We start from the raw sequence: 24,844 nt of genomic DNA on the forward strand, positions 1-24,844 counted from the left end.
TATTCTATGTCATTCGAGATTTCCAATGAGCTTATCAATCAAGTGAAACACCTCATCAAAGATGAAGGTGATACTCATTTGCAAGAAATGCTTAGTGAAATCCACTTTGCTGATATTGCAGAAATAATTGAAGAACTTAATCTGTACCAGGCAACATATCTAATCAAATTATTGGATAGCGAAAAAACTTCTGAAGCTCTTATGGAGCTAGAAGAAGATTTCCGAGAACGTATTCTGGATAACTTATCTGTAAAAGAAATTGCGGAAGAGTTGGAAGAAATGGATACGGATGACGCCGCTGATATTATTGCAGAACTTCCGGAGGATCGTGCAGAAGAAGTTATTGCAAAAATTGAAATTGAGGATGAGAAGCTAGCAGAAGACATTAAAGAACTGCTTGCCTATGAAGAAGATACTGCTGGTGGACTGATGGCCAAAGAATTGGTAAAAGTAAAAGAAACTTGGACCGTTGCTGGATGTGTCAGAGAAATGCGCCGCCAGGCCGAAAAAGTAACCAGAGTGCACTCCATTTATGTAGTAGATAAAGAAGAAAGACTAAAAGGTCGTTTATCTTTAAAGGATTTATTGACTGCTTCAGCAAAATCTCATATTAGCGAAGTATATATTCCTAAAGTAGATGCTGTACATGTTGATACAGAAGGAGAAGAGGTAGCTCGAATTATGCAAAAGTATGACCTGGAAGCTATACCTGTAGTTGATAATGACAATGTATTAGTTGGTCGTATTACCATTGATGATATGGTAGATTTCATTAAGGAAGAAGCTGAAAAAGATTATCAGATGGCAGCAGGTATCTCTCAAGATGTAGAAGCTGATGATAATGTATGGGAGCTCACTAGAGCACGTTTACCGTGGTTAATTTTAGGACTGTTCGGAGGATTAGGTAGTGTGTTTATTATGGAAGGGTTTGAAGAACTTATGACAAATGAAAAATACAAAAGCCTTTTCTTTTACACACCACTCATCGCTGCAATGGCAGGTAACGTAGGTGTTCAATCATCCGCTATTATTGTACAAGGTTTAGCTAATGATAATGTAAAAGGAAGTCTTTGGAATCGGTTACTAAAAGAAGTTGGACTTAGTTTAATAAACGGAGTAGCTTTAGCACTTTTGGTAATAGTATTTGGGTTTATTATGAATTATGAAATTTCATTTAGCCTAACCATTGCAACAGCACTTATGAGCGTAATCATTGTAGCAGCATTAATTGGAACATTTGTGCCTATAATTTTAGACAAAAGAGGTATTGACCCTGCAATCGCAACAGGACCATTTATAACAACAAGTAATGACATCTTTGGAATTTTCTTGTTCTTTTACATCGCAAAATTAATCCTTAATTTTTAATAAAAAGTAAACTAAAAAATTATCCAAGATGGTTTAGAAGTTCATATGGCTTAATGCCATAACATCTTAATCACCTTGGATAATTTGGATACATATTAATTAAAAGAATTGTCTTTTAGATACTTATAAAATATCTAAAAAGTTTCTTCACAAGTATACACTTGTGGACAAGCAATATAAGAATTACAATAAAAAGGTCCCGTTACGGATCCACTACAGGAACATCCGCATAAAGAAAGATCTACTCCTGCCTTTCCTTTGATTGTACTTTGATGCTCTCGAGATAGTATTGTTACTCCGTCGATGTTTAAAAGATTTGTTTTCATGTATTATCTATTTTAAGTTAGTTTTATAAATTTATTATATCCCAGCATTGTTTAAAATGTTTTTAACGTTTTTATAAAATCATTTAGAGTATCTTCTCAAAAAAAATAGCATTCCACACCATGAACTCCAAAGTATTCCAAACCCATATTACTGTACCAAAATCAGCAATTGATGACATGAATCACGTTAATAATGTTATGTATCTTCAATGGGTTCAGGAAATTGCCAAAAAACACTGGGAAACTAAAACAAATCAAGAAATAAGGAATACGTACGTTTGGGTAGTATTGAATCATTATATAGAATATCACAGTCCAGCTCTTGAAAATGATGAATTAACCTTGCAAACGTGGATTGATCATCATCATGGAGCCAAAAGCGAACGACACACCAAAATTATAAACACTTCTACCCAAAAAACACTAGTTACTGCTAAAACCATGTGGTGTTTACTCTATAAAGAAACGTTAAGACCCACCAGAATCAATAAAGAAATAAGTACCTTGTTTTTATAAATTTAAGTTGAAAACATGGAAGCAATTAATATTAAGGATAAACTTTCAAAATTTGATAAGCAATGGCATCCACATCGCATAGCGATGGTGGATAATAACCAGGTATATCTGGCAAAACTAAGCGGTGATTTTATTTGGCATAAACATGATGAAGAAGATGAGCTTTTTCAGGTAGTAAAAGGAACACTTTATATGAAATTCAGGGAGAAAACCGTAAAGGTTCAAGCTGGAGAAATTATTGTTGTCCCAAAAGGAGTAGAACATTGCCCATCTACTAAAGATGGAGAAGAGGTTCATGTACTATTATTCGAAAAAGCAAGTACTAAACATACCGGAGAAACAGAAAGTGAAAGAACCGTTTCTCAATATATTGATCTCTAATAACCTTTTAACTCAGAAAATCCCAACTTCTTACGTTTTATGGTTAGTTGATTTTTAGACATTAAGACGAAATCTATAACATGAGTCTGAATAGAAGAACCTTTATAAAAAACACCGCTCTTTTACTGGGAAGTAGTCTACTTCCATATACTAACTTATATTCAAATTCAAGCAAGAAACAATTAGGAGTATGTTTAGTTGCATTAGGTAATTACAGTAGCACTATACTGGCCCCAGCATTACAATTAACGCAACATTGTAGATTAACCGGGATAGTTACCGGAACGCCTTCTAAAATACCTGTTTGGCAAAAAAAATATGGTATCCCGGATAAAAATGTATACAGCTACGATACTATGGATCGTATTGCAAATAATCCAGATATTGACGTTTTGTATATTGTACTCCCAACAGGTTTACATGCCAAGTATGCAATCAAAGCAGCCAATACCGGAAAACACGTTTGGTGTGAAAAACCAATGGCAAAAACAGAAGAAGAATGCCTCTCTATTATAAAAGCTTGTCATAAAAATAAGGTGAAACTTTCTATAGGGTATAGAATGCAACACGAACCAAATACTCAGCAAATTATAAAATGGGCAACTACCAAACCTTATGGAAATATAAAAACAGTGAATGCTGAAATAGGCTATAATGTAAGAAATCCAGCAAAAAGCTGGAGACTGAATTCAGAATTAGGCGGAGGAACTATGTATGATCTAGGTGTATATGCCTTAAATGCTGCCAGATATGCCACTGGAGAAGAGCCTGTATCAGTCATAGCGGAACAGATGACTACTAGGCCTAAAATATTTACCGAAACTGATGAGACAACACATTTTACATTAAAATTCCCGTCAGGAATAATAGCTCAAGGAAAAACTAGTGTAGGACATGACATGCATCAACTACGCATAGATAGTGATAATGGATGGTATCGTTTACAACCTTTCTCTATGTATTCTGGCGTACAAGGAGAGACGAGCGATGGAAAATTGCTTAATGTTTATATAGAAAATCAACAAGCCAAACAAATGGATGATGATGCTCTGTCAATACTAAACAATACTGATGTCCTTGTCCCTGGCGAAGAAGGCATGAAAGATATCAGAATTGTAGAAGCTATTTATAAATCTGCTAAAAATAAAAGTATAATTAATTTGAGGTCGTAAAAGGTATTATTATTCATTAGACTTAATAAATTAACTAATTACTAAACACCCTATAGGAACTATAATTCATCCTTACACGATCGCACAGATTCATAAAAAAGACGATAATCTGTCGTTGTTACTACTTCTCCTTTAGTACTTAATCTAACTGTACCATTTTTTGCAATTTCACTATAAGGAACTTGTTTTTTTGCATATCCTTTATAAACGAATTCGAAATAGCTGTCCGCTTTCATTTTACTAGGGTTGACTAAAAAATCAAATAATCCATCTTCGTCCGTATACGCTTTCATACAAGTATTCTCATCCACCACTAGTTTTACTGCAACATACTCAACTTTCTTTTTTCTTTTACCTAATACTTTACCTGTAAGTAATTCATCTTCTGTAATTGTTTCGATATCTTCATTTCCACTTAAAGTCTCGCTTTTTTGCTGAGACTTGCAAGAAATAAGTAGACTACCAACAAATAATAATAGTAATATTGATCTCATAGTATTTTAATTTTGGGTTTTGTTTATACTAATTTAGTAGGTTTAATTTGGTTGTTTTTATAATTCTCAGTCAATTTACAAAATAAAACTACTTGTTTCACATAACCTTAGTAGTGTTTTTTTATAATACCAAGCTATATGATTTTACTTTGACCAAAACTTAAATAAATATACCAAAAAAAACCACCCAATTCCTTGAGTGGCTTATATAGTTGTATATCTATAACATATTACAGCCCCTTAGCTCTGTAATTGGATTTACAACTTTTCTTAAGAACATTTCATCTAAATAAGATTACTGATCATATATATCCTATTTTATTTGGTTTTCTTTGCTGATAAGATTTTCATCTTTTCTAAAAGTAAAATATCCTGTTCGATTCTCTTTGTAGTCACCTCTTCTGGTAGTTGCTCTGTAATAGTAAATCCATAAAACTGGATAAACGTATTGATCGGATGGTTCAGAATATTATCTCTCACCAAATTCGCATCATTATTGGATCCAATAATTTGAGTGCCTCCACTAAGATTGACATCGGCATTATTATATCCTGTAACATTAAATCCATAAAACTGAATCGCTTGGTTGATTGGATCATTAAGAATCACATCTCGGATGGTATTGGTATCATTAGGATTTCCGATGAGGCTTATGTTTCCATCTCCATTACTATCTCCTGCCCACATTGCTGATACACCTACTGGCATACCATAACTACTCTGAGCATTATTGCCATAGGTAGTAACACTACCATCTGTATAATCTACGGTAGTCGCTGATTGCGATAGCATTACGGCACTATCAGTCATAACACCCAAGTGATTTCGGTGTTTGACAACTACATAATAATTAGCTGCCGAAGCTGAGAAATATATAGGTGATACTCCATCTGTATGTACGACATCTCCATCACGCTGTAACAAAGCAGATCTCGAAGCGATTACCGAAGTATTATCTGCCGAATCTCTGAGTTCTAACCAAACCCAATCCACAATCGCATTATCTCCTGTGATATTAAACACTGCCGAATTACAGATTAAGCCATCTGTATATGGACTTGTTGTTGGAATATATCCTGCTATGCGTAAATCATCTCTCATTAAACTTTCTTCGCCTGTATTAGGGTTTAAGGCTGCTCCTTGTAAGAAAACTTTAATATTGATCGCTGCATTACAATTATCCAATATATCCTGTACACTATCCCAAGCAGTTGCATTAGCTCCTACAAATGATAAGGTGGTTGCACCATCTCCAATAGTAACGTAATCATATAAACCACATAGATTAGTTATACCTAGTTCCTGATTCTGGATAATCAAATTAGAATTTACATTTCTTAGTGCATAGAGATTGATACTTTGTAAACTATTATTATTTCTAATGGTAGAGTCACTTCCTCCTGTGAGAGAAACTAAATTTTGTAAGGCATCAATTTCTACCAGATTTTTATTAAAACTAATTCCAAGAGCACCAATAGCAGTTAATGATTCTAAGAAAGAATTATCAAATGTTGTGATTAATTCATTTTCGGCAATATTTAATGAATTTATTGAAGTAATCGCTAAATTAGGGAATCCCTCCAGATTAGGTACCAAATCACAATCTGATATGTTGAAACCACCCAAAGATGTTAAATTATCCATTCCTTGAACATTATTAAGAACGGTCATATCGGTTAAAGAAAGGTTTCCTCCAATACTAGTAACACTTGATAAAAATGATAAATCAGTCACAGCCATATCATGAAATAGTGCACCACCACTTATGGTACTTAACACGGTTGCTGTTATGGAGTTCAGTGATGGAGAATTATCTATAGAAAAATTGTTTTCAATACTTGTTAGTTTTGGAAGTGTAAGCGTAGTTAAGGCAACGCAACTGCCTACAAAAAGCCCGTTAGTAACCGTTAATAACTCTGGGGCGTTTATAGATTGTAAACCATACATATCAGCAATTCGAAAAGTTCCTGTACTTTCCAGAAGCGATAACGTAAGACTGGTCATTGCAGAACCATTATTATTCATTCTAAATTCACCACTTACCTGGGTTAATTTTGGAACAGAAATAGCACTTAGAGATCCATTAAATGTTACGACAAAACTTGAACTCATAGTTTGCAATTCATCAAAAGTAATCGTTGACAACATCGAATTATTAGTAATCGTTATGCTTGAAATTTCAGCTATTTGATCAAAAATTGAAATTTCTGTTAATTGATCCAGGTTGTTGACTTCAAAATTTCCTCCAAGACTCGTAACATTAGAAAAAGCAGTTACAGAAGTCGTATTGGTCATATCTTTTAAAGTGAAATTTCCTCCAATGGTGGTTAGTGAAGCAAACCCAGAAAGATCATCTACAATGTTCCCTTCCAGGTGCAAATCTCCTGAAATAGTATGAAGATTGGAGAATCCAGATACATCTGTAATAGTTCCGTTAATCGTTACATCTCCTTCAATAATTCCACAAGATCCAAGAGTCGTCGTTACAAAAGTGTCTACTTCGGCTTGCGTAGTCAACGTAACGCCACCTGTAACCACGCAATCACAACTACCAGAAATATTGTTGTCCGCCGCATCGATCCAGTTACTAGTAGCTCCAGTTAACGCAAAGTTAGTAAGTGTTCCGTTGTAGTTATTTCCAGAACCATCAGCTAATGTTGTTAGACCACTATTATCAGCTGCTGCAATACCTGTGTTAAAGTTATAACTGGCCACTAAACTGGTTTGTGACATGTCTGTCGTACAGCCGTTTAATTGACCAACTTCAAATTCACTTAACGTTTTTGTCCAGATACGTAACTCGTCTAACTGCCCATCAAAATATCCTCCTGTATCCCCACTAGGCGAATCTGCTGCTGCAAATCCCAGTTGTATATCTGCTGTGGTCGTGGTAGCTGTAGCAGTTCCATTCCATCCAGTTGATCTGGCCAAAGTGCCATCAATATAACATCTGGCATTTCCAGAGTCCAAAGCAACTGCTACGTGATGCCAGTTACCATCATTTACCGAAGTTGCAGGGCTCAATAACCTTGTAACATAATTTGAAGCACTGGCATAGTAATAAAATTCTATTCTTCCACCATCTAGGTTAATACGCCATCCACTATTTCCATCTGGGGTAAACTTATTGATGACTCCTCCTAATCCATCAGTAGTTTTGATCCAAAAATCTACAGAGAAATTCAAACTATTTTGTGAAGTATTATGTGGAATGGTCACCAAATCATCAGCACCATCAAAATCTAAACCAGTACCTGGAGGAATTCCTGTTCCTTGTATAGTGAAAGTATATTCGGGTTCATCACAATCGTCACTACTAATAATTACTGTAGCCGTTTTTGTCCCGCCAGATGTTGGTGTAAAATTGATCTTTAACGAAGCTGATTGAGTTGCTAGTATTGGATTGTTATGTGGGTTTTGCGTAATGGTAAAATCAGCCGTATCACCTGTAAGTATAACCCCATCTATATTTAAAGTACCGGAACCATCTGTATTACGTACAAAGAAGTTCATCTCAGCAGAATTACCAACCAAAACGTTTCCTGCATCTGTATTATCCGTAGTTTCAGGAGTTGTATCACCATTTAGAATATCGTTACCGTTTCCTTGTACATTAATTTCTGGAATTGCAACAGAACACGTTCCCGAAATACTATTTGCTGTTGTATCTACCCAATTAGAAGTACTACCTGTTAAATCAAAATTGGTTAATGTACCATCTAAATTGTTTGATGTTTCATCATTAGCAGTTGTTTCACTAGTATTGTCTGCAGCAACATTTCCTTCATTTAAGTCATAATAAGCAACCAATCCAGATTCATTTCCTGCTAATTCACAACCACGTTGTGCATTAATTTCATCTAAACATAGTGTTCTAGACCAATAACGCACTTCATCTATTTCTCCATTAAAATAAACGTTATTAAACTCAGAATACCCTATAAAAAGTGATTCTGTATTTGTTGGAGTTTCTGGAATATTACTAAACGTAATTTCATTATCTAACACACCATCGATATAGAATGTTACCTTTCCATTTCCAAATGCTAAAGCAACATGGTGCCAGTTACCATCATTCAATCCAGAAGCATTAGATAAACTAGTTGTTTCACTATTTGGTACTGCATACTCAAATAATAACCTTCCTGAATTATTTAAATTCATTGAAAACCCATTAATCCCTGTTGCATCATATTTTGCAATAATCGACTGTCCAGCTGAAGAAGACGATGTTTTAAAGTATGTCTCTATTGTAAATGTGTTTGTGTTGAATGAACTATTATGATTAACACTAATATGATCATCCACTCCATCGAAATTTAGTCCTGTAGCTGGTGTAAATCCAGTTCCTTCTATTGCAAACTCAAAAGTAGCATCATCACAATCATCATTTAGAATACGAACTGTAGCATTTTTGGTTCCGATAGAAGAAGGTGTAAATAGAATACGTAAATTTTCAGATGCACCTGCCGCAACTGTGTTTGGTGATTCTATAATGGTAAAATCAGATGCTCCGTCGATTATAATATTAGAAATATTTAATGTTGCACTACCTGTATTACTAATCGTATAATCCGCAGGTTCTGCTTGACCAAATTCTACATTTCCAAAGGAGGTGTTATTATCTGAACTTGCTGTAGTATCTCCATTATTGATTGCGTTACTATTTGAAGCAATCCCAATTATAGATTCTGAATATACATTACATGTTCCTGAAATTCCATTCGCAGTAGTGTCTATCCAGTTAGAAGTTGTACCTGTTAACCCAAAATTGTTCAACGTTCCTTGTGGAGGAATACCGGAGGTAATCGTATGATTAGGATCTAATATACTATACTCTGGAAAGTTATTTCCGTTTACTTCTCCATTATTAAAATTGTAATAAGCCAAAAGATCACTTTCACTTCCCGTTAATTGACAGCTAGATTGATCAGAAATTCTACAACTAGACAATGCTACATCCCATACTCGTAATTCATCTATAGCGCCTGCGTAATATTCTCCACCACCAAAAGCACTTCCTATAGTTAGATTATTACTACTATCCACAATAGCTTCAGAAAGTGTTAATCTATTTTCTTCTATTCCATCAATAAATATTCTATAATTAATACCTTTATGGGTAATTACAACATGCTGCCATTGATCATTTACGATAGGTGGAGTACTTAAATTTTTAACACCACTAGCAGTAAAAAAAGTAAAATTTAACTGCTGCGTTATATCGATACGTACACTATATCCCGCAGTACCACTCAAATTATCCAGTATAAAATGTTCGTCTGTTCCTGAGATATCAGGTTTCATCCAAAACTCAATGCTGAAATCATCATTTAAGCTATAGTTTCCGTTATTGAAAGTGATATTATCATCCACACCATCAAAATGAAGACCAGTAGCGCCTTCAAAGGCGGTTCCTTGTATTGCAAATGTATAGGTTCCATTTAATGGATCGTCACTGGTAACGGTTACTATTGCGTTCTTTACTCCAGCAGATTGTGGTGCAAAACTTATTTCAAAAGATTCTGATGTTCCGTTTAACACTGTAACCGGCCACATGTCATTGAGTACAAAATCTGAAGCATCGGTTCCGGTAATTGTGATATCCGAAATATTTAAATCACTTGTACCATTGTTTTGGATGGTAAAAGGTGTCATTAGAGAGTTACCTGTCCCTATTTCAAAATACAATGTCCCATCTAGCATGTCAGGAGTCGTATCGCCATTGGCAATCACTGTCATCATATCAGGACCAGTAATACTAATCTGTGGTGTAAATAATGCTGAGGAAGGTTTAAGTGGTGTTTTGACAGATAATCCATAAGAGGTGAATCCTATAGCATAAAACACCACGAAAAATAAGAGTAGTGGTTTTTTCATAAGGGGAGTTTTATTAGTTAAAGATTTATTTGCAATTCTGAAGGCAATGGTACAAATCTATTCTTGGATTTGAATGTTTTTAATGGTTACAAAAAGTTTCAGCCCTTTATTCACAAGGGTTTTCAAAAGAATTAGTTTTATAAAAAATATGTCAATTCTTGTCAATATTGTTATATTTGTAGTACATCTGTAAACCCCCTAATGTATCATGAGAGTCTTTTTAATAGCCTTTTTTTTACTCTTTTCATATATCGTACTAGCTCAGCAGCAACAGGATAGTTTAGAAGTTGAATTGAGACAAAAGGTCAATGATGCAGCTAATGATTCTCTAAAAGTGCATTACCTCTTCGAACTTACTCAGGTGGTAGAGCAATACAGCATAGATCAAGGAAGGGATTTGATGAACCAAACCCTGCAGTTTATTGACAATATTCCTTCTCCTTCTGATCATTTTTTAAAACAAAAAGCACGTATTTTGGATGTATTGGGAAAATATGAATCCAGACAAACCAATTATAAAAACTCTCTGGATTTCAGGCTACAGGCTTTAAAAATCAGGGAAAAATTGCAAGATTCTTTTGAAATTGCCAAGAGTTATCATAGCATCGCTATGATCTTTAGATATCAAAAAGAATATGACAAGTCAAAAAAATATTTTTTAAAATCTATAGATATACAGGAACGACATGTAGATAGTTCTCAATTGGCTCGCACCTATAACATGCTGGGAGTCATATATTATTATACCAAGCAGAATGATTCTGCTATGCATTACTATCAATTATCTAAAAATTATTCTCCAACACTTAAAGACAAAGCAAAGTCCAATGATAATATAGCTACTATCTATTATACTACTGGTAAATATGAAAAAGCTATTGCTTTATATGAAGAAACTACTGATATTTTTAAATCAACAAAAAATTATAACTTCCTTTCTAATACATTAATGCACCTTGCCAAAATTCATTCGGATTTAGGGAAATATCAGGAAGCTCTATCCTATATGGATGAAGCTCTTGATTATGCTAAAAAACAAGGTAATACCTCTAAATTTCCTATTATTTATCAATTACGAAGTCATATTTATGAGCAGATGGGTAATTATAAAAATGCACTTGGCTTTTATAAAACACACAAATATTATTATGATTCGATTTTTAATGTCAAAAATGCTAAAAAGATCACTACACTGGAATTGAATTATCAATTTCAGAAGGAAAAACTGGCAGATAGTCTTCAATTTGCAAACGAAAAAAGCGAACTCAAGCTAAAAAATGAAGCACAACAGGCTACGAATCGGCTTTACATTACTTTATTGCTTTTAGTTTCCGCAGGAATTATCATATTATTAGTTATCGTAAATAATCGAAGAAAATTAAGTCAAGAACGTTTTAAAAAAGAACAGCTTGAGAAAGAGTTATTAGATGAGCAACTAAAACATACTACATATCAAGCCAAGCAGTTGGTAGCTGATAATAAAATGCGTTTGCAGTTTAAGCAGGAATTCCTTTCTAAACTTAAAAAAGTAAAACAACATGCAGATGCTGTGGATGTTTCTGATTTTCAGTCTTTAATCAGTGATCTTAATGCACAGATCAGTACAGAAAGTAAATTTGATTCTATAGGAGATAATATTGAACAGCTCGATGAGGCATTTAATCAAAAAATCAGAGACTTATATCCCGAACTTAGCAAATCTGAAAGAGAAATATGTGCCCTGATGCGCATGAATCTAAGTCTTAAAGAAATTATGGTGATTCGTAATGTATCTATGGGATCCATTAAAGCCTCCAGACATCGAATTCGAAAAAAAATGGGGTTACATAGAGCACAAGAATTGGAACAGGTTATTATGGAATTAGTATAACTTCTTTTCAAAAGAAAATAAAAAACCACTCAATTACTTGAGTGGCTTATATAGTTGTAAACTTATAGCTTGTCACAGCCCCTTAACTCTGTAATTAGCATTTACAACTTCTAAAAATTATAAATTAAACAAGAGACAATTTGATCATAATACATAGAATCCAAACATAGAGAACTATTAAGGTAAGTGTTAGCCGATGTTTTTCCATGAATCCTTTCATTTCCATTACTTCTTCATCAATTTCAACGTCTTTATCCTATTACCAGAAGTAAATTGTACAAAGTATATCCCGGCAGATAATTCATTAACAACTATAGATTCACTGATAGCATCTGTGGTTATTTACTTTACAAATCCACCATTGATATCAAAAATCTTTACTTGGTCTATCTGATCTGTTACTCCTTGAATCCTAAAACTTGTTACTGCCGGATTAGGGTATACAACCAGATCACTGATGTTAATATCCGTTATCCCTAAAAGTGCGCAATTATTAAGAACATCCTGAGGGCTTTGCCAAGTAACTCCGGAGTTTATCGTCAAGGTACTTGTTCCATTACCTGAATTCACATAGTTATAAAGTCCACATGCACTTATAAGGTTGGGACAGGTTACAATAAGCTCATCACTTACATTTAATAAGACATCAAGATTTATAGTTTCTATCTGATCTCCTTCAATCAAAGAAAAAAGACTATTATCTGTAATGGATTCAATATTTCCAAAAGTATCCACATTGGTAATTGCGATATCAGAAATAAAAACCCCTCCTAAAGTTGTAATATTTTCGAAGATATCTATATCTGTAAGCAAAGGATTGTCATCTAACTGAACAAATTCTAGGTTATTTTGTTTAGGCAACCCTTCTATAGAGGTTAATTTTGGATTGTCAGTGATATACAAGTTAACAAAAGTCAGGTTTGGATTAAATCCGGTTATTGTTTCTAATTCTAAACAATCATCTATGGTAAGGTCTTTTCCTATAGTTACTATTCCCGAAAGTCCAGAGAAATCGGTAAATACAGCATCAAATATCTCTAGATCACTCCCTACAGAACTAATATTAGATAATGCGCTTATATCAATTAGAGAAGCGTTATCATCTAATTCTAAATCTTCATTTACACTAGTAATATTCTGAAGTCCATTAAGATCCGTAAGGTTACTATTAATAACTTTTAGATCGCCAACACTTCCTGATACTCCTGACAAAGATGTAATCGAAGCCAATAATGGGTTGTTTTCTAACTCCAAATCTTCTAGTACCGTTGTAAGATTTTCTAAACCATTTAGAGAGATAAGGAATATGAAATAGCGGCTCATGGTACACAAACTTACTAATAAAGTTTGTATATATTTTAGTACAAAAATCATTTTTATTAAAATCAAAAAAGCCAAAACACTTTAAAATATGTTTTGGCTTTCTTGATTTTTTGATTTCCGTTAATAACTATTTCTTTCCTGACATAAATTGCTGAATCATAGCTTTTAACTCCTTCACCTCTGTTTCTAAGGATTGAATTCGTTTGGTTTTATCATCAGAAGACTTTAATAACGACTTAGCACTGGTTCCTGAAAGATAATCTGCAGACCTTGCATGAATTGCATAGGGCACACTAATCAATTGAGAAGTACCAATCAATTGATAATTAGTTCCTCCAGCGGTATCTGCTTCTAATTGAACAAAATAAGTACTAGATCCCCAATCAATTGAAGTAAAATCACCACTCACTACTGATCCATTACCAATCATAAAGGCTGCTACTCCATTATTCGAAGTGGTTATTGAGTGTGTTTCTGTATATGCTGATGAACCTGAACTACTTCCTTGTAAGATACTAATCTGAAAACCAATGTTTTGATTAATCAGTATACTACCTGTATTATCTCTAATTACAGATTGATAATTAAACATCTGTGGTGTTTGATCTGTACCTGAACCTGAGGTTACTGTTTCCAGCGCTGCAACTCTGGTTTCTAAATCTGATAATACGCTGGCACTTATAGCTGATTGCCATGCAGTTCCATCCCAAACATAAAGCTCATTTTCTTCACTATCAAAAACCATCATTCCATTTAGAGAAGTGCTTAGATTACCCTCAAAAGTTGTACGTTGCGCTGTAGTCATTCTGTTGATAAGCAGTCCTTTAGTCGTTGACGACATATGTATAGATGCGTTAGCATTTGGTCCATTGGTTCCTACTCCTATTGCCCCATTACTTCTCAGTGAAAGCGTATTTTCGGGAGTGTTTGGTTGAATCCTAAAAGGAAGTTTACTTCCGTTAGTAACATCTCTAACAAAGAAATTAGTTTCATTACCTGCCACATCCCAGGATTGCGCAGTAAATCCATCTGAACCATCTTGCTCCAAACGCAATGTCGGAGTATTACCATCTGTAACCTGAAATTTAACAGCCGGATTAGCAGTTCCAATACCTACATTACCTCCTGATTCAATACGCATAGCATTGTTACCTGCCCCTGCATCAATTCTAAAAGGAACCGTATTAGCTGTAGCATCGTCTATAGAAAAATAGTTATCTCCCCCATTTGTACTTGCGTTAAATGTAAAACGCCAATCATTACTAGGAAAAGATCCAGAACTGGAATTATCATCAAAAAACATTCTCAGGTTATCTTCTTTCATAATGAAAGTATCAGAACCAAAAGCTTGATTATTAGCAATATTAAGGCCTATTCCGAGAGAACCCTGAACAAATAAATCTTCCGCTATTAGTTGTTTACTTGGAACATCCGCATCTTCCTGAGCAGAAAGCGTAGAAAATGTAGTTACAAAAATAGCTACATAGAGTAGTTGTCTTTTCATAGTAAAGGGATATATGATTAGGTTATCGCACAAAAATATAAATATTACTGGAATACCTCATTATTATTTTTAATTATTATTTCATTCAAAAACAATCAAAATGTATCTTATTTTACTGCATTACAGCAAAATACTTGAAACCTTACAGCTGTTTTATTGTAATTAAAAACTGTTTTTTTTCATAGAAAACACCAATCGGATATAAAACATGGAAATAGTACTTAAGGCGATAACTTTATATAATTACAAACATGTGCATTGGTATTATTTGTATTATGTTTGCATATTTGTATAAAAGACTCCATTCAATGCGGTATCAGGTTAAATATTTATTCGTTCTGTTATGCATATCTGCTTCATTTTTTGTTAACGCCCAAGAAACTTCTAACTTTTCAGAGATCATACAAAAGATACAGGAACTAGAAAAAGACAAAGATCCTAAGTGTTATGCAACAGCCAGCCGTTTAGAAGATTTCATGTATGGAACACCATTAGATGAACAAGCTAGAAATTTTAAAATTGAGATTCAAAAAGAGCTAATTTTATATCTCAAAAAAAAAGGCACCAAAAATGCTATTGCCAGTAGTGTTAAGAGCATTTCTACCCGACATATTAAAAACACAATTGATTCAATCTCCGTATTTGGACAAAATAGTAAAGGCAATTATTTATATCAATTTGATGGTAAATTTATCGAAATCCTAAAAAAAGATTTTGATCAATATTCGTCCATTTCATACACATATAGATCTATATTATCTGTAGAACAAGATGCTCTGTTCTTCAATGAAGCCAACTTATTATCTTTTGATCAAAAAACAATCTCTTTAGTCAATGATTATGTTAATCTGGTTACGCTGGTTACTCTTAAAATTGCCGATAATATTGCTCGTAATAAAAATGAGAAAACCATTTCTAAAGAGTTAATCAGGGATAGTTGGATATTGATATTGCAACAATCTAAAAACAATAAAAATCTTACTGCTGCCCTAGAATATCCTTCACTTAATAAAACAGCAACCATAAAAGATAACAGTAACAGCATTTTAAAAAAGATTATTAAACAAAAACTCGCTTCATACCAAAAATATAACCAAGTAAATGCTGCTGTTTTCTTAAGAAATGTTCAGGTATATTTTGCAAAACAAAAATGGCCTACAGATTCGATAGTATCCTTACAGTTGAAAAATTATTATTTGGAATCTTTGGTTAAGTTCTCAAATGCTTTATTACAAAGCTCACAGAACTATGCCGTTAAAAAAGAAAATATTTTAATACGAGTGGATAATGTACAATCCGCTTTAAACAACTTTCTTCCTGCACATATAAATACTTTTGAAGATGTTACCTTTTTTCCTAATAATACCGATGAAAAAATAACTATTGAGTCTTATGATCTGGATTCATTTCGTGATAGTGGTTTTCATTGGAATATTTTGGGGTATTCCTTAAATGATCTAGAAAAGCAACCACTACAATCACTTGATCCTAATGCCGCAGAACTAGTGGTAGAAGGTATTGCCCAAATTGGAGTATTGGTATTACGATTAGCAGGAGAACATTCACATAACAATCAGAAAAAGAAATTAGAGATAGAAGATATTACAGCAGGGTTTCAAAAGATTCAGAAGCTGATTGATTCTTATAACTCTTATGCTCCTTTTACTGAGAACACTTCTATTGTTTCTACTTCGCATTCTGGAATCCATTCAGGATTCGAAGAAGTGAATAATCAAACAGCAATTCATTTTGAACATAAATCTTCTGATTGGTTAAATCGCCTTATTAGAAGTTACACTACTTCTCAGGAAGAAAAGACCATTAAATTATCCATTCCTCCGGCTTTTGGAGGGTCAGGAGTAGCTTGCGAAGACATTAATAATGATGGATTAATTGATGTACTCTTATTAGGTGGTTTCGGAAACAAATTATTTCTTAATTCATCCAAAGGGAATTACTTTACAGATATTACAACGTCTAGTAATATCAATAACTGGAATGATGAACTAAACTCTTTTGGAGAACCTAGGCAACCAATTATTGCTGATTTTAATAATGATGGAACTCAGGATATTTTTATCACATATGTAAACGACACTCATAAACTTTATAAAAACAATGGAAATGGAAAATTTGAAGATGTTAGTGTGACTTCAAATTTAGGTGGTAAGAATGCGGTTGCCGGACCAGCAACAGCTTTCGATTATGACAATGATGGCTTACTGGATATTTTTATAGGTTATTTTGGAAACTATATAGATGGTACCTTACCCACATTAAGCAGGGATAATCAAAACGGGATGCCAAACAAGTTGTTTAGAAACCTCGGAAACTTTGTTTTTGAAGAAGTCATATTCACTGAAAACACAACATCCAATTCAGGATGGACTCAAGCATTGGGACATACAGATATCAATCAGGACGGTTTACAGGATATTATTGTTGGAAATGATTTTGGTGTCAATAAATATTATCTCAATACCCAAAAAGGAATTTTTAAAGAAGCTAGCAAGCAATTAGGTACTGATAAACCTTCTTACACCATGAATATAGGTATCACAGATCTTAACCGAGATCTATACCCTGATTTATATATTTCTAATATAGTCGTTATGCAAAAGGATGAGAAATACGTAAACCCTAATGCGACCACTGAAATGAAATTTGATCCAGAAAAAATGGCTACTATTAGAACGGTAGAAGCTAATGATTTATTCTTATCCAATGTTGAAAAAAACAAACTAAAAATGTATCAATTATCTACTAATGTAGGAAGAGGGTATTCTGCAACGGGCTGGTCTTGGGATGCAGATTTTTTTGATTATGATAATGATGGGGATGAAGATTTGTACTGTCTTAATGGTATGAATGATTTTAGTGTATACTCTAGCGAAAACCCTTTCTATTTCGAAAGACTAGAACAATCTAAATCCATAACCTATGCAAAAAGCAGCAGAGAAAAGAACGTGTTCTTTGTAAACGAAGGAGGAGAATTGCTCAATAAAGCTGCCGAATTAGGAGTAGCTATTAATAGCAACGCCAGAAGTGCGGCTTATTTTGATTATGACCAAGACGGAGATCTTGATATCATCATCAATAACTATCATGATAAAGCGAATATCCTGGAAAACAAAACTCCACATACCAACAACTGGATCAAAATAAAACTCATTGGCAATCCAGAAGCAAAAATCAATACAGATGCTATCGGCTCTTCTATGGTATTAAACAGTAAAAATCATAAGAATATATGGCGCGAAATCCATAGTACAACAGGTTATTTATCTGTTCATCCTAAAATCCAGCACTTTGGGTTAGGCAATGACACTAAAGCAACTATTGAAGTCAGATGGAGTAATGGAGAAACTTATATCCTAAAAAACTTACAGGCCAATACTTCTTATAAGATTATGTATCCTAATTCTCTTGTAGAGCTTTAAAACAATCTCCGTAATCGTTCCCTCATTCCATTTTATCTATAAAAACACGTATAAATACTATGTTTTTAAATGGTATTAATTTTATAGTTTTAAGGCACTAAATAACTATTTATAAAACCTAAAAACTATGGCAACAACAACGGATATAGGCAAGACTACGGTTAAACCCACCAAGACAATTTCCCCTAAACCAGCAATAGTTCCAGGAATTTCTAAAGAAATTATTGATGAACTAAGCAATGAGATCAATAATATGCTGTCGTTTGCTGTATATAATGGTATTATCATCAATACAGAAGTGAATTCTCTTATCCAAAATAGCTCTGTAGATGATCTAATTAATGCACATAATCTATTGAGTAAAAATATCGCTCCCGCAACTCCCAAATCTATTCACTACACAAAACAACTAAATCAGGAAGGAAAAGGTAAAACACTTTTTTCTAAACTTCCTCTCATAAGGAATTTAATCATACTGGCACTTTTCTTTCTGGCAACATTTATTATTTCTAGCCTATCTCCTGAAGTTAATGATCAATCGCTGGACAAAGGAGTTTTAAACAACGACGGAATATCATTATTACTAAATCTTGGTTTCTTAGCTTCTGTCTCTGGTTTAGGCGTACTATTTTATTTATTAAAAAACGTCAGTACCTCGGCAAAAAATAGCACTTTGGTTCCTGAAGACACAATATATTACATAGCCATGATTATATTAGGAGTTATTGCTGGTTTAATTTCTTCAGAGATTATCTCTTTTTATAAAACTGACCCAACAGATATTAACCTATTCAACAAAAGTGTTTTAGCACTTATTGGTGGATTTTCATCAGATGCCATTTTTAGCATTTTACAAGGTATTATCGATAGAATCAAAGCCATTTTCATTCCTTCAAGCCAAGCATCATGATTACAGAAGAAGATTTCAAGACGTTAATTCCAGATGTGAACTGGAAGTACGCAAGTAAATATGTGTCTTTATTTGATACAGTTTTACCAAAATACGATATTAATACTCCGTTAAGAAAAGCATATTTTCTGGCTCAGATAACTCACGAAAGTGGGGGTTTTAAGTTTGTAACAGAAAACTTAAACTACTCTGCAAAAGCACTATATGGGGTATTCAGAAAATACTTCCCAACGCTAGAAGCTGCAAATTCTTATGCTCGACAGCCTGAGAAAATTGCAAATAAAGTATATGCCAATAGAATGGGCAATGGGACAGAATCCAGTGGTGATGGGTGGAAATACAAAGGAAGAGGATTAATACAACTAACAGGAAAATCCAATTACCAATCACTTTCCGATACTACAGGTCAGGATTTCATATCCAACCCTAATGATGTTTCTAATCCAGAATGGGCATTAACTTCAGCTTGTTGGTATTGGCAAAAGCGCAATATTAATAAATATGCCGATGCTGATGATATCCATATGGTCACTAAACTTATCAATGGTGGATACAATGGATTACAAAACCGACAACATTTCTTAGATGAATTCAAAAAATTATATAAGATATAATTATACTTTCATTAAAATTATTTCATCTTTTATTAGTTATTTTTGAAATACTAATAAGCTTATTTATGAAAGTACTTCACATAGATGCTAATCATCCTTTGTTAATTAATCAACTAAAGGATGAAGGTTTTGAAAACGAAGAAGATTATACTTCGACCAAGTCAGAAATCGAAGCAAAAATTAACCAATATCACGGTGTTATTATCAGAAGTCGTTTTAAGATAGATCAAGCTTTTTTAGATCAGGCAACTAACCTAAAGTTTATTGGACGCGTTGGTGCCGGATTAGAAAGTATAGATACGGTATCTGCTGAGGAAAAAGGAATTAAACTTTTTTCTGCTCCCGAAGGCAATCGTAATGCTGTAGGAGAACACGCATTAGGCATGATCTTATCATTATTTAATAAGTTAAATACTGCCGATCATCAAGTAAGAAATGGCCAATGGAACCGTGAAGAAAATCGAGGTATAGAACTTGATTTAAAGACAGTTGGAATTATTGGATACGGTAATATGGGTAAAGCTTTTGCTCGTAAACTCAGAGGTTTTGATGTAGAAGTTATCTGTTATGACATCAAGGAGGATGTAGAAAATAGTGATGCTACACAAGTAACGTTAGCCGAGCTTTTCGAAAAGACGGATGTATTAAGTTTACATACGCCTTGGACTTCTTTTACAGATAAAATGATCAATACCCAGTTTATCAATAGGTTCAAGAAGCCTTTTTGGCTTATAAATACTGCCAGAGGAAAAAGCGTAGTTACCAAAGACTTGGTAGAAGCACTAAACTCAGGAAAAATTTTAGGCGCAGGATTAGATGTCTTAGAGTACGAAAAATCTTCTTTTGAAAATCTGTTCACTACTAAAAATGCTATCACATCAGGCTCTGTTGAGATGCCCAAACCTTTACAGGAACTTCTAAAGATGGATAATGTTATTCTAAGTCCACATATAGCAGGCTGGACAGTCGAATCAAAAGAAAAACTTGCCCAAACAATCGTTGATAAAATCAAAGCTGAATTTTGCTAAAAGACATTTTTGTATCGCTTCTTTCTAAATATTCTGAAGATCCGGAATATATAAATTCACTTTGGAATGAAATTTTTAAAAACCATAACAAGAGGAATAGATATTATCATAACCTAACACATTTAGAAAATCTATACAAAAACCTAGCATCAGTAAAGGCAAATATTAAAGATTGGGATATCACCATATTTGCCTTATTCTATCACGATTACATCTACAATGTTTTAAAGCAAGATAATGAAGAACGAAGTGCACAACAAGCTGTCGACATAACTAGTTCTCTATCAATTGATACAGGAAAAGTTAATATATGTAAAGAGATGATTTTGGCGACCAAAGGACATCAAATTTCAGAAAACGACGATATTAATTATTTTACGGATGCGGATCTTTCCATTTTAGGAAGCAATTGGAACGATTATGAAACCTATTACAAAAATGTACGAAAAGAATACAAGTACTATCCTGATTTTATGTATAACAAAGGAAGAATTAAAGTATTAAAACACTTTATCAATATGAATCGGATTTTTAAAACAGATTATTTCTATACCAAGTTCGAAAAACAAGCTAAAAATAATCTCCAACAAGAAATCAATTTGCTTTCGAAATAAATCATTTCTTAATTTACTATTTAATATTATAAATTCTTAATGTGTTCCTTCTCCTTGGGGAGAAGGCTAGGATGAGGGGTTTTCACATCAAAGCCCTCACTTTAATCCTCTCCCAAAAGGAGAGGAAACTTATAAACATAGGTAACAAGGAATTAGGTACTACTCTAATATGTTCTTACATCAAATTCACCTTAAACAAACTACTTAACTACTAGCTTATATGGTATTAAACTTCAGTTTTATTACATTTATATCGTGAGGAAAACCATACTTATTTTCGGAGTTTTAGTTGTAGCATTATTAATACTTTTTCAATTAAGCACATACAGTCTTGTTTCTGGCAATACATCCATAGAGTTTATCATTGCCGGAATCGCCATTATCTTTTTTATAATAGGTGTTATTATTAATAAAAAAATATTGCATCAAAAAAAAGGTATTCCTAAAGAGATCGATCACGAAAAAATAAAGTCCATAGGACTTAGCAAGCGAGAATATGAAGTTTTGTGTGAAATAGCCAAAGGATTATCAAATAAAGAGATTGCAGAAAAGCTTTTTGTTTCAGAAAGCACTATAAAAACTCATGTCTCTAATGTATTAGTTAAATTAGATGCGAAACGTAGAACCCAAGCAATACAGATTGCTAAAAATCTTCATATCATCCCTTTTTAATGCCTTATAATACAAAAGTGCTATACAATTCATCAGCCTGAGGCAGATGAGTCCTTTTTTTGTCAAAACATAGTAATTTCATACTTTAGTATGAGTGATTTTTTGGTTTTCGAAACTACTTTTGGCAGAAATCATTACATAAAAATATACACATGAAGAATACTGTTTTACGTTATGGGATATATGGTGCTATTACCATATCTGTTCTTTTTTTAATAGCATTGTATGCTGGCAAAAGCCTCTCTTTTACAGCCCAAGAAGTTATAGGATACTCCACTATGGTGATCTCTTTGATTTTTGTCTTTTTTGGCATAAAACATTACCGAGATAATGAAAATAATGGGACCGTTTCTTTTGGAAAAGCACTGGCAATCGGTGTATTGATTTCTTTATTTGCTGCAATTGCATTTGGAATCTTAGATATTATTTATATAAAATTTATCAATCCTGATTTTACGACAGAATACTATGCAACAATTACAGAACAGATGAAAAGCTCCCTTCCCGAGGCAGAATTTGAAGTTAAGTTAGCTGAGTTAGAGGCTCAAAAGGAATTATTCTCCAGCCCGTTGATGAACTTTTTATTAATGTCTTCAACAGTACTTATAATAGGATTTATAATTTCGTTAATTTCAGGACTTATTCTACAACGTAAAGCTACAGTCTAAACACTAAAGTTTATTTAAGACAAAATACTATGCAATATAAAGCAAATACACCTGACGAGTATATTGAAGCAATTCCTGAGGAACGTAAAGAAGTAATGCAAAATTTAAGAAAGGTGATTTGGGATAATCTACCAGCTGGATTTTCCGAAGTAATGAATTATGGGTTAATCGGATATGTAATTCCTCATGAAAAATATCCTAATGGATACCATTGTGATCCAAAATTACCACTACCTTTTATGAATATTGCATCCCAGAAAAACTTTATTGCTGTATATCATATGGGAATTTATGCCGATAAAGAATTAATGGATTGGTTTGTGGGCGAATACCCAAAATACGTAAAAACTAAGTTGGATATGGGTAAAAGCTGTATCCGTTTTAAAAAAATAGATCAAATACCTTTAAAATTAATTGGAGAATTAGCTGCCAAAATGACTCCTGAAAAATGGATTGAAATATACGAGGCGAATATTAAAAAATAAATAACAAAACTCATTATTCATTATGATCTTTTTATTCAAAATTCGTCAATTCGAGTGTCCGTCTCTGACGGATGTATCGAGAATAGAGTTTTGAATCCAAAAAGCTATTCTCGATACAATTTTCCTCCATTTCATTTTGGAAAACCACTCGAATTGACGCTTTTTTTTTACATTTCTTTCATAATGCATAATAAATAATAAAGATTTTATATATGAAAAGAGTAACAGGATTAGGAGGATTTTTTTTCAAAACAAAAGACCCTAAAACAACCAAAGAATGGTACGGAAAACATTTAGGGTTACCAGTAGACGACTATGGCTGTACTTTCTGGTGGAAAGATAAAGAAGGAAATGATTGTTCTACACAATGGAGTCCTTTTAAAGAAGACACCAACTACTTTGCTCCAAGTAAAAAGGAATTCATGATGAACTTTAGAGTCGAGAATTTAGTTGAGCTACTAAAAGTTCTAAAAAAAGAAGGAGTCACAGTAGTTGGTGAAATCGAAGAATATGAATACGGTAAATTTGGCTGGATCGTGGATCCCGAAGGGAATAAAATCGAACTTTGGGAACCCATCGATAAAGCATTTTTATAAAATTTATAATCTTATAATGTAACTTCTCCAGACGCTATCATATCAATCATTGTTTTCCAAATATTATAGTGACCACTGGAGACTTCAATAACTTGAACATTTTTAGATTTAAGAAATTCTAATTCATAAGAGGTGGGAACACCAACATTTCTATCCTTATTTCCATAGAAAAAAGTGATATTAGATAAGTCTTCTTTATCTTTTAATAGTTGGGTATAATCATGTTGTCCAATAGCAGCTTTTAAGAGGTTTTTAGCAGTTCTTATTTGAAAATATTTCCTAGAACGGTTTGGATTAGGAGGTCTATTCTCATCAGGTATTCTAAGTGCTTTACCATCTTCCTGAAAATTGGTGTTTATATCTTTAAGTTGATATACAGTCTGTAGAGAATCTGCCTTAAATCTTCCTCCGGTGATAATGTATTTATCCGCCAAGGAAGGATAATTGGCAAGGTAATTTGGAATTACAAATGCACTGTACGAGTGACCAGCGACCACAACATATTTACCACGATCCTTAAAATATTTGATCGCACGATACATGATTTCTGAAGTATTCGCAGTTTCTTTCTCTGCCATTTCCAGGTTAAATTCATCTTTCCAATTAAAAACTTCCTTGTTATAAGTCGTAGATTGATGAAGGTTGACGTTATAATAATTCTTAAAGTTAGGTAGATATGACATCGAAATCTTCCCATTGAATTCATAATCCAATTGATTTTTTGGTCCGCCATCTCCAAGAATAAGTACGGTATCTTTTTCTATAGAGCCTTCTGCAATCCATAACTTAGTAGTGTCTTTAGAAAATACTGTTGGGGCATAATTATGTTTTATTGGCGCCTTGTACTCTGCAATAGTATTTTCTGCGATAGTGTTTTCAGTATTCTTCTTAGAAAATTCGCATCCCAAAACTAAAAAAATACATGCTCCTCCAAACAAATAAAAAGTGATCTGTTTCATTGTTTTATGTTTTTAAGGGTTAAA

Annotated in this window: 21 protein-coding genes; 14 read left to right on the top strand and 7 right to left on the bottom strand. The window is 33.4% G+C overall.

What is annotated here, in order from left to right; genetic code table 11:
* Window positions 1-6: 6 nt before the first annotated feature.
* A complete protein-coding gene (mgtE, locus tag Q0975_RS03295) occupies window positions 7-1,368 on the top strand; it encodes a magnesium transporter (protein ID WP_299433047.1) in 1,362 nt (453 codons plus the stop codon).
* Between the two features lie 134 nt (window positions 1,369-1,502).
* Here the strand turns inward: mgtE and Q0975_RS03300 are convergent, their stop codons facing one another.
* Entirely contained in the window at window positions 1,503-1,694 is a 192-nt protein-coding gene (locus tag Q0975_RS03300; RefSeq protein WP_299433050.1) for a hypothetical protein, read from the bottom strand.
* Between the two features lie 120 nt (window positions 1,695-1,814).
* Here Q0975_RS03300 and Q0975_RS03305 point away from each other — a divergent pair, with 120 nt between their 5' ends.
* From Q0975_RS03305 to Q0975_RS03315, 3 genes are all read left to right on the top strand, one after another.
* Window positions 1,815-2,210: a thioesterase family protein gene (locus Q0975_RS03305; protein ID WP_299433053.1), complete on the top strand. Its 396-nt coding sequence runs from the start codon at window positions 1,815-1,817 to the stop codon at window positions 2,208-2,210.
* 15 nt (window positions 2,211-2,225) lie between these two features.
* Window positions 2,226-2,591 carry a cupin domain-containing protein gene (locus Q0975_RS03310; RefSeq protein WP_299433056.1) on the top strand — a complete coding sequence of 122 codons (366 nt, stop codon included), beginning with the start codon at window positions 2,226-2,228 and terminating at the stop codon, window positions 2,589-2,591.
* Window positions 2,592-2,671: 80 nt separating this feature from the next.
* Window positions 2,672-3,763 (top strand): Gfo/Idh/MocA family oxidoreductase, encoded by a 1,092-nt coding sequence (locus Q0975_RS03315; RefSeq protein ID WP_299433059.1) that lies wholly within the window; start codon window positions 2,672-2,674, stop codon window positions 3,761-3,763.
* A 59-nt stretch (window positions 3,764-3,822) separates the two neighbouring features.
* Here the strand turns inward: Q0975_RS03315 and Q0975_RS03320 are convergent, their stop codons facing one another.
* Together Q0975_RS03320 and Q0975_RS03325 are read right to left on the bottom strand one after the other, a co-directional pair.
* A complete protein-coding gene (locus tag Q0975_RS03320) occupies window positions 3,823-4,257 on the bottom strand; it encodes a hypothetical protein (RefSeq protein WP_299433062.1) in 435 nt (144 codons plus the stop codon).
* Between the two features lie 318 nt (window positions 4,258-4,575).
* Window positions 4,576-10,137 carry a LamG-like jellyroll fold domain-containing protein gene (locus Q0975_RS03325; RefSeq protein ID WP_299433065.1) on the bottom strand — a complete coding sequence of 1,854 codons (5,562 nt, stop codon included), beginning with the start codon at window positions 10,135-10,137 and terminating at the stop codon, window positions 4,576-4,578.
* Between the two features lie 208 nt (window positions 10,138-10,345).
* On the opposite strand from Q0975_RS03325, the gene Q0975_RS03330 reads away from it, so the two are divergent.
* The gene (locus tag Q0975_RS03330) at window positions 10,346-12,007 is read left to right on the top strand and encodes a tetratricopeptide repeat protein (protein WP_299433068.1); all 1,662 of its coding nucleotides are present in this window, start codon (window positions 10,346-10,348) and stop codon (window positions 12,005-12,007) included.
* A 225-nt stretch (window positions 12,008-12,232) separates the two neighbouring features.
* Here Q0975_RS03330 and Q0975_RS28480 read toward each other — a convergent pair whose 3' ends face one another.
* The 3 genes from Q0975_RS28480 to Q0975_RS03340 form a co-directional block, all read right to left on the bottom strand.
* A complete protein-coding gene (locus Q0975_RS28480) occupies window positions 12,233-12,349 on the bottom strand; it encodes a T9SS type A sorting domain-containing protein (RefSeq protein ID WP_366888230.1) in 117 nt (38 codons plus the stop codon).
* Window positions 12,350-13,330, bottom strand: coding sequence for a hypothetical protein (locus tag Q0975_RS03335; protein WP_299433071.1), 981 nt, complete (start codon window positions 13,328-13,330; stop codon window positions 12,350-12,352).
* Between the two features lie 127 nt (window positions 13,331-13,457).
* Window positions 13,458-14,834, bottom strand: coding sequence for a hypothetical protein (locus Q0975_RS03340; RefSeq protein WP_299433074.1), 1,377 nt, complete (start codon window positions 14,832-14,834; stop codon window positions 13,458-13,460).
* 308 nt (window positions 14,835-15,142) lie between these two features.
* Here Q0975_RS03340 and Q0975_RS03345 point away from each other — a divergent pair, with 308 nt between their 5' ends.
* From Q0975_RS03345 to Q0975_RS03385, 9 genes are all read left to right on the top strand, one after another.
* The gene (locus Q0975_RS03345; protein ID WP_299433077.1) at window positions 15,143-18,274 is read left to right on the top strand and encodes a CRTAC1 family protein; all 3,132 of its coding nucleotides are present in this window, start codon (window positions 15,143-15,145) and stop codon (window positions 18,272-18,274) included.
* A gap of 127 nt (window positions 18,275-18,401) precedes the next feature.
* Window positions 18,402-19,184: a hypothetical protein gene (locus Q0975_RS03350; protein ID WP_299433080.1), complete on the top strand. Its 783-nt coding sequence runs from the start codon at window positions 18,402-18,404 to the stop codon at window positions 19,182-19,184.
* Complete coding sequence (locus Q0975_RS03355; protein WP_299433083.1) at window positions 19,181-19,798, top strand: glycoside hydrolase family 19 protein; 618 nt, start codon at window positions 19,181-19,183, stop codon at window positions 19,796-19,798. Before Q0975_RS03350 ends, Q0975_RS03355 begins: the two co-directional genes overlap by 4 nt.
* Window positions 19,799-19,863: 65 nt before the next feature.
* The gene (locus tag Q0975_RS03360; RefSeq protein WP_299433086.1) at window positions 19,864-20,826 is read left to right on the top strand and encodes a 2-hydroxyacid dehydrogenase; all 963 of its coding nucleotides are present in this window, start codon (window positions 19,864-19,866) and stop codon (window positions 20,824-20,826) included.
* Complete coding sequence (locus tag Q0975_RS03365; RefSeq protein ID WP_299433089.1) at window positions 20,820-21,440, top strand: hypothetical protein; 621 nt, start codon at window positions 20,820-20,822, stop codon at window positions 21,438-21,440. The genes Q0975_RS03360 and Q0975_RS03365 overlap by 7 nt, the downstream gene beginning before the upstream one ends.
* Window positions 21,441-21,695: 255 nt before the next feature.
* Window positions 21,696-22,112, top strand: coding sequence for a response regulator transcription factor (locus tag Q0975_RS03370; RefSeq protein WP_299433092.1), 417 nt, complete (start codon window positions 21,696-21,698; stop codon window positions 22,110-22,112).
* Window positions 22,113-22,264: 152 nt separating this feature from the next.
* Entirely contained in the window at window positions 22,265-22,780 is a 516-nt protein-coding gene (locus Q0975_RS03375; protein ID WP_299433095.1) for a DUF4199 domain-containing protein, read from the top strand.
* A 29-nt stretch (window positions 22,781-22,809) separates the two neighbouring features.
* Window positions 22,810-23,265, top strand: coding sequence for a DUF1801 domain-containing protein (locus Q0975_RS03380; protein WP_299433098.1), 456 nt, complete (start codon window positions 22,810-22,812; stop codon window positions 23,263-23,265).
* 212 nt (window positions 23,266-23,477) lie between these two features.
* Window positions 23,478-23,861: a VOC family protein gene (locus tag Q0975_RS03385; RefSeq protein ID WP_299433102.1), complete on the top strand. Its 384-nt coding sequence runs from the start codon at window positions 23,478-23,480 to the stop codon at window positions 23,859-23,861.
* An 11-nt stretch (window positions 23,862-23,872) separates the two neighbouring features.
* On the opposite strand, the gene Q0975_RS03390 is transcribed toward Q0975_RS03385, so the two are convergent.
* Window positions 23,873-24,820, bottom strand: coding sequence for a hypothetical protein (locus Q0975_RS03390; RefSeq protein ID WP_299433105.1), 948 nt, complete (start codon window positions 24,818-24,820; stop codon window positions 23,873-23,875).
* Window positions 24,821-24,844: the final 24 nt, after the last annotated feature.

The sequence above is a fragment of the uncultured Aquimarina sp. genome, from assembly GCF_947500065.1.
Lineage (GTDB): Bacteria > Bacteroidota > Bacteroidia > Flavobacteriales > Flavobacteriaceae > Aquimarina.

Coding starts and splice junctions, on each gene's coding strand:
- mgtE (WP_299433047.1), top strand. CDS start 7: ATGTCATTCGAGATTTCCAATGAGCTTATCAATCAAGTGAAACACCTC.
- Q0975_RS03300 (WP_299433050.1), bottom strand. CDS start 1,694: ATGAAAACAAATCTTTTAAACATCGACGGAGTAACAATACTATCTCGA.
- Q0975_RS03305 (WP_299433053.1), top strand. CDS start 1,815: ATGAACTCCAAAGTATTCCAAACCCATATTACTGTACCAAAATCAGCA.
- Q0975_RS03310 (WP_299433056.1), top strand. CDS start 2,226: ATGGAAGCAATTAATATTAAGGATAAACTTTCAAAATTTGATAAGCAA.
- Q0975_RS03315 (WP_299433059.1), top strand. CDS start 2,672: ATGAGTCTGAATAGAAGAACCTTTATAAAAAACACCGCTCTTTTACTG.
- Q0975_RS03320 (WP_299433062.1), bottom strand. CDS start 4,257: ATGAGATCAATATTACTATTATTATTTGTTGGTAGTCTACTTATTTCT.
- Q0975_RS03325 (WP_299433065.1), bottom strand. CDS start 10,137: ATGAAAAAACCACTACTCTTATTTTTCGTGGTGTTTTATGCTATAGGA.
- Q0975_RS03330 (WP_299433068.1), top strand. CDS start 10,346: ATGAGAGTCTTTTTAATAGCCTTTTTTTTACTCTTTTCATATATCGTA.
- Q0975_RS03335 (WP_299433071.1), bottom strand. CDS start 13,330: ATGAGCCGCTATTTCATATTCCTTATCTCTCTAAATGGTTTAGAAAAT.
- Q0975_RS03340 (WP_299433074.1), bottom strand. CDS start 14,834: ATGAAAAGACAACTACTCTATGTAGCTATTTTTGTAACTACATTTTCT.
- Q0975_RS03345 (WP_299433077.1), top strand. CDS start 15,143: ATGCGGTATCAGGTTAAATATTTATTCGTTCTGTTATGCATATCTGCT.
- Q0975_RS03350 (WP_299433080.1), top strand. CDS start 18,402: ATGGCAACAACAACGGATATAGGCAAGACTACGGTTAAACCCACCAAG.
- Q0975_RS03355 (WP_299433083.1), top strand. CDS start 19,181: ATGATTACAGAAGAAGATTTCAAGACGTTAATTCCAGATGTGAACTGG.
- Q0975_RS03360 (WP_299433086.1), top strand. CDS start 19,864: ATGAAAGTACTTCACATAGATGCTAATCATCCTTTGTTAATTAATCAA.
- Q0975_RS03375 (WP_299433095.1), top strand. CDS start 22,265: ATGAAGAATACTGTTTTACGTTATGGGATATATGGTGCTATTACCATA.
- Q0975_RS03380 (WP_299433098.1), top strand. CDS start 22,810: ATGCAATATAAAGCAAATACACCTGACGAGTATATTGAAGCAATTCCT.
- Q0975_RS03385 (WP_299433102.1), top strand. CDS start 23,478: ATGAAAAGAGTAACAGGATTAGGAGGATTTTTTTTCAAAACAAAAGAC.
- Q0975_RS03390 (WP_299433105.1), bottom strand. CDS start 24,820: ATGAAACAGATCACTTTTTATTTGTTTGGAGGAGCATGTATTTTTTTA.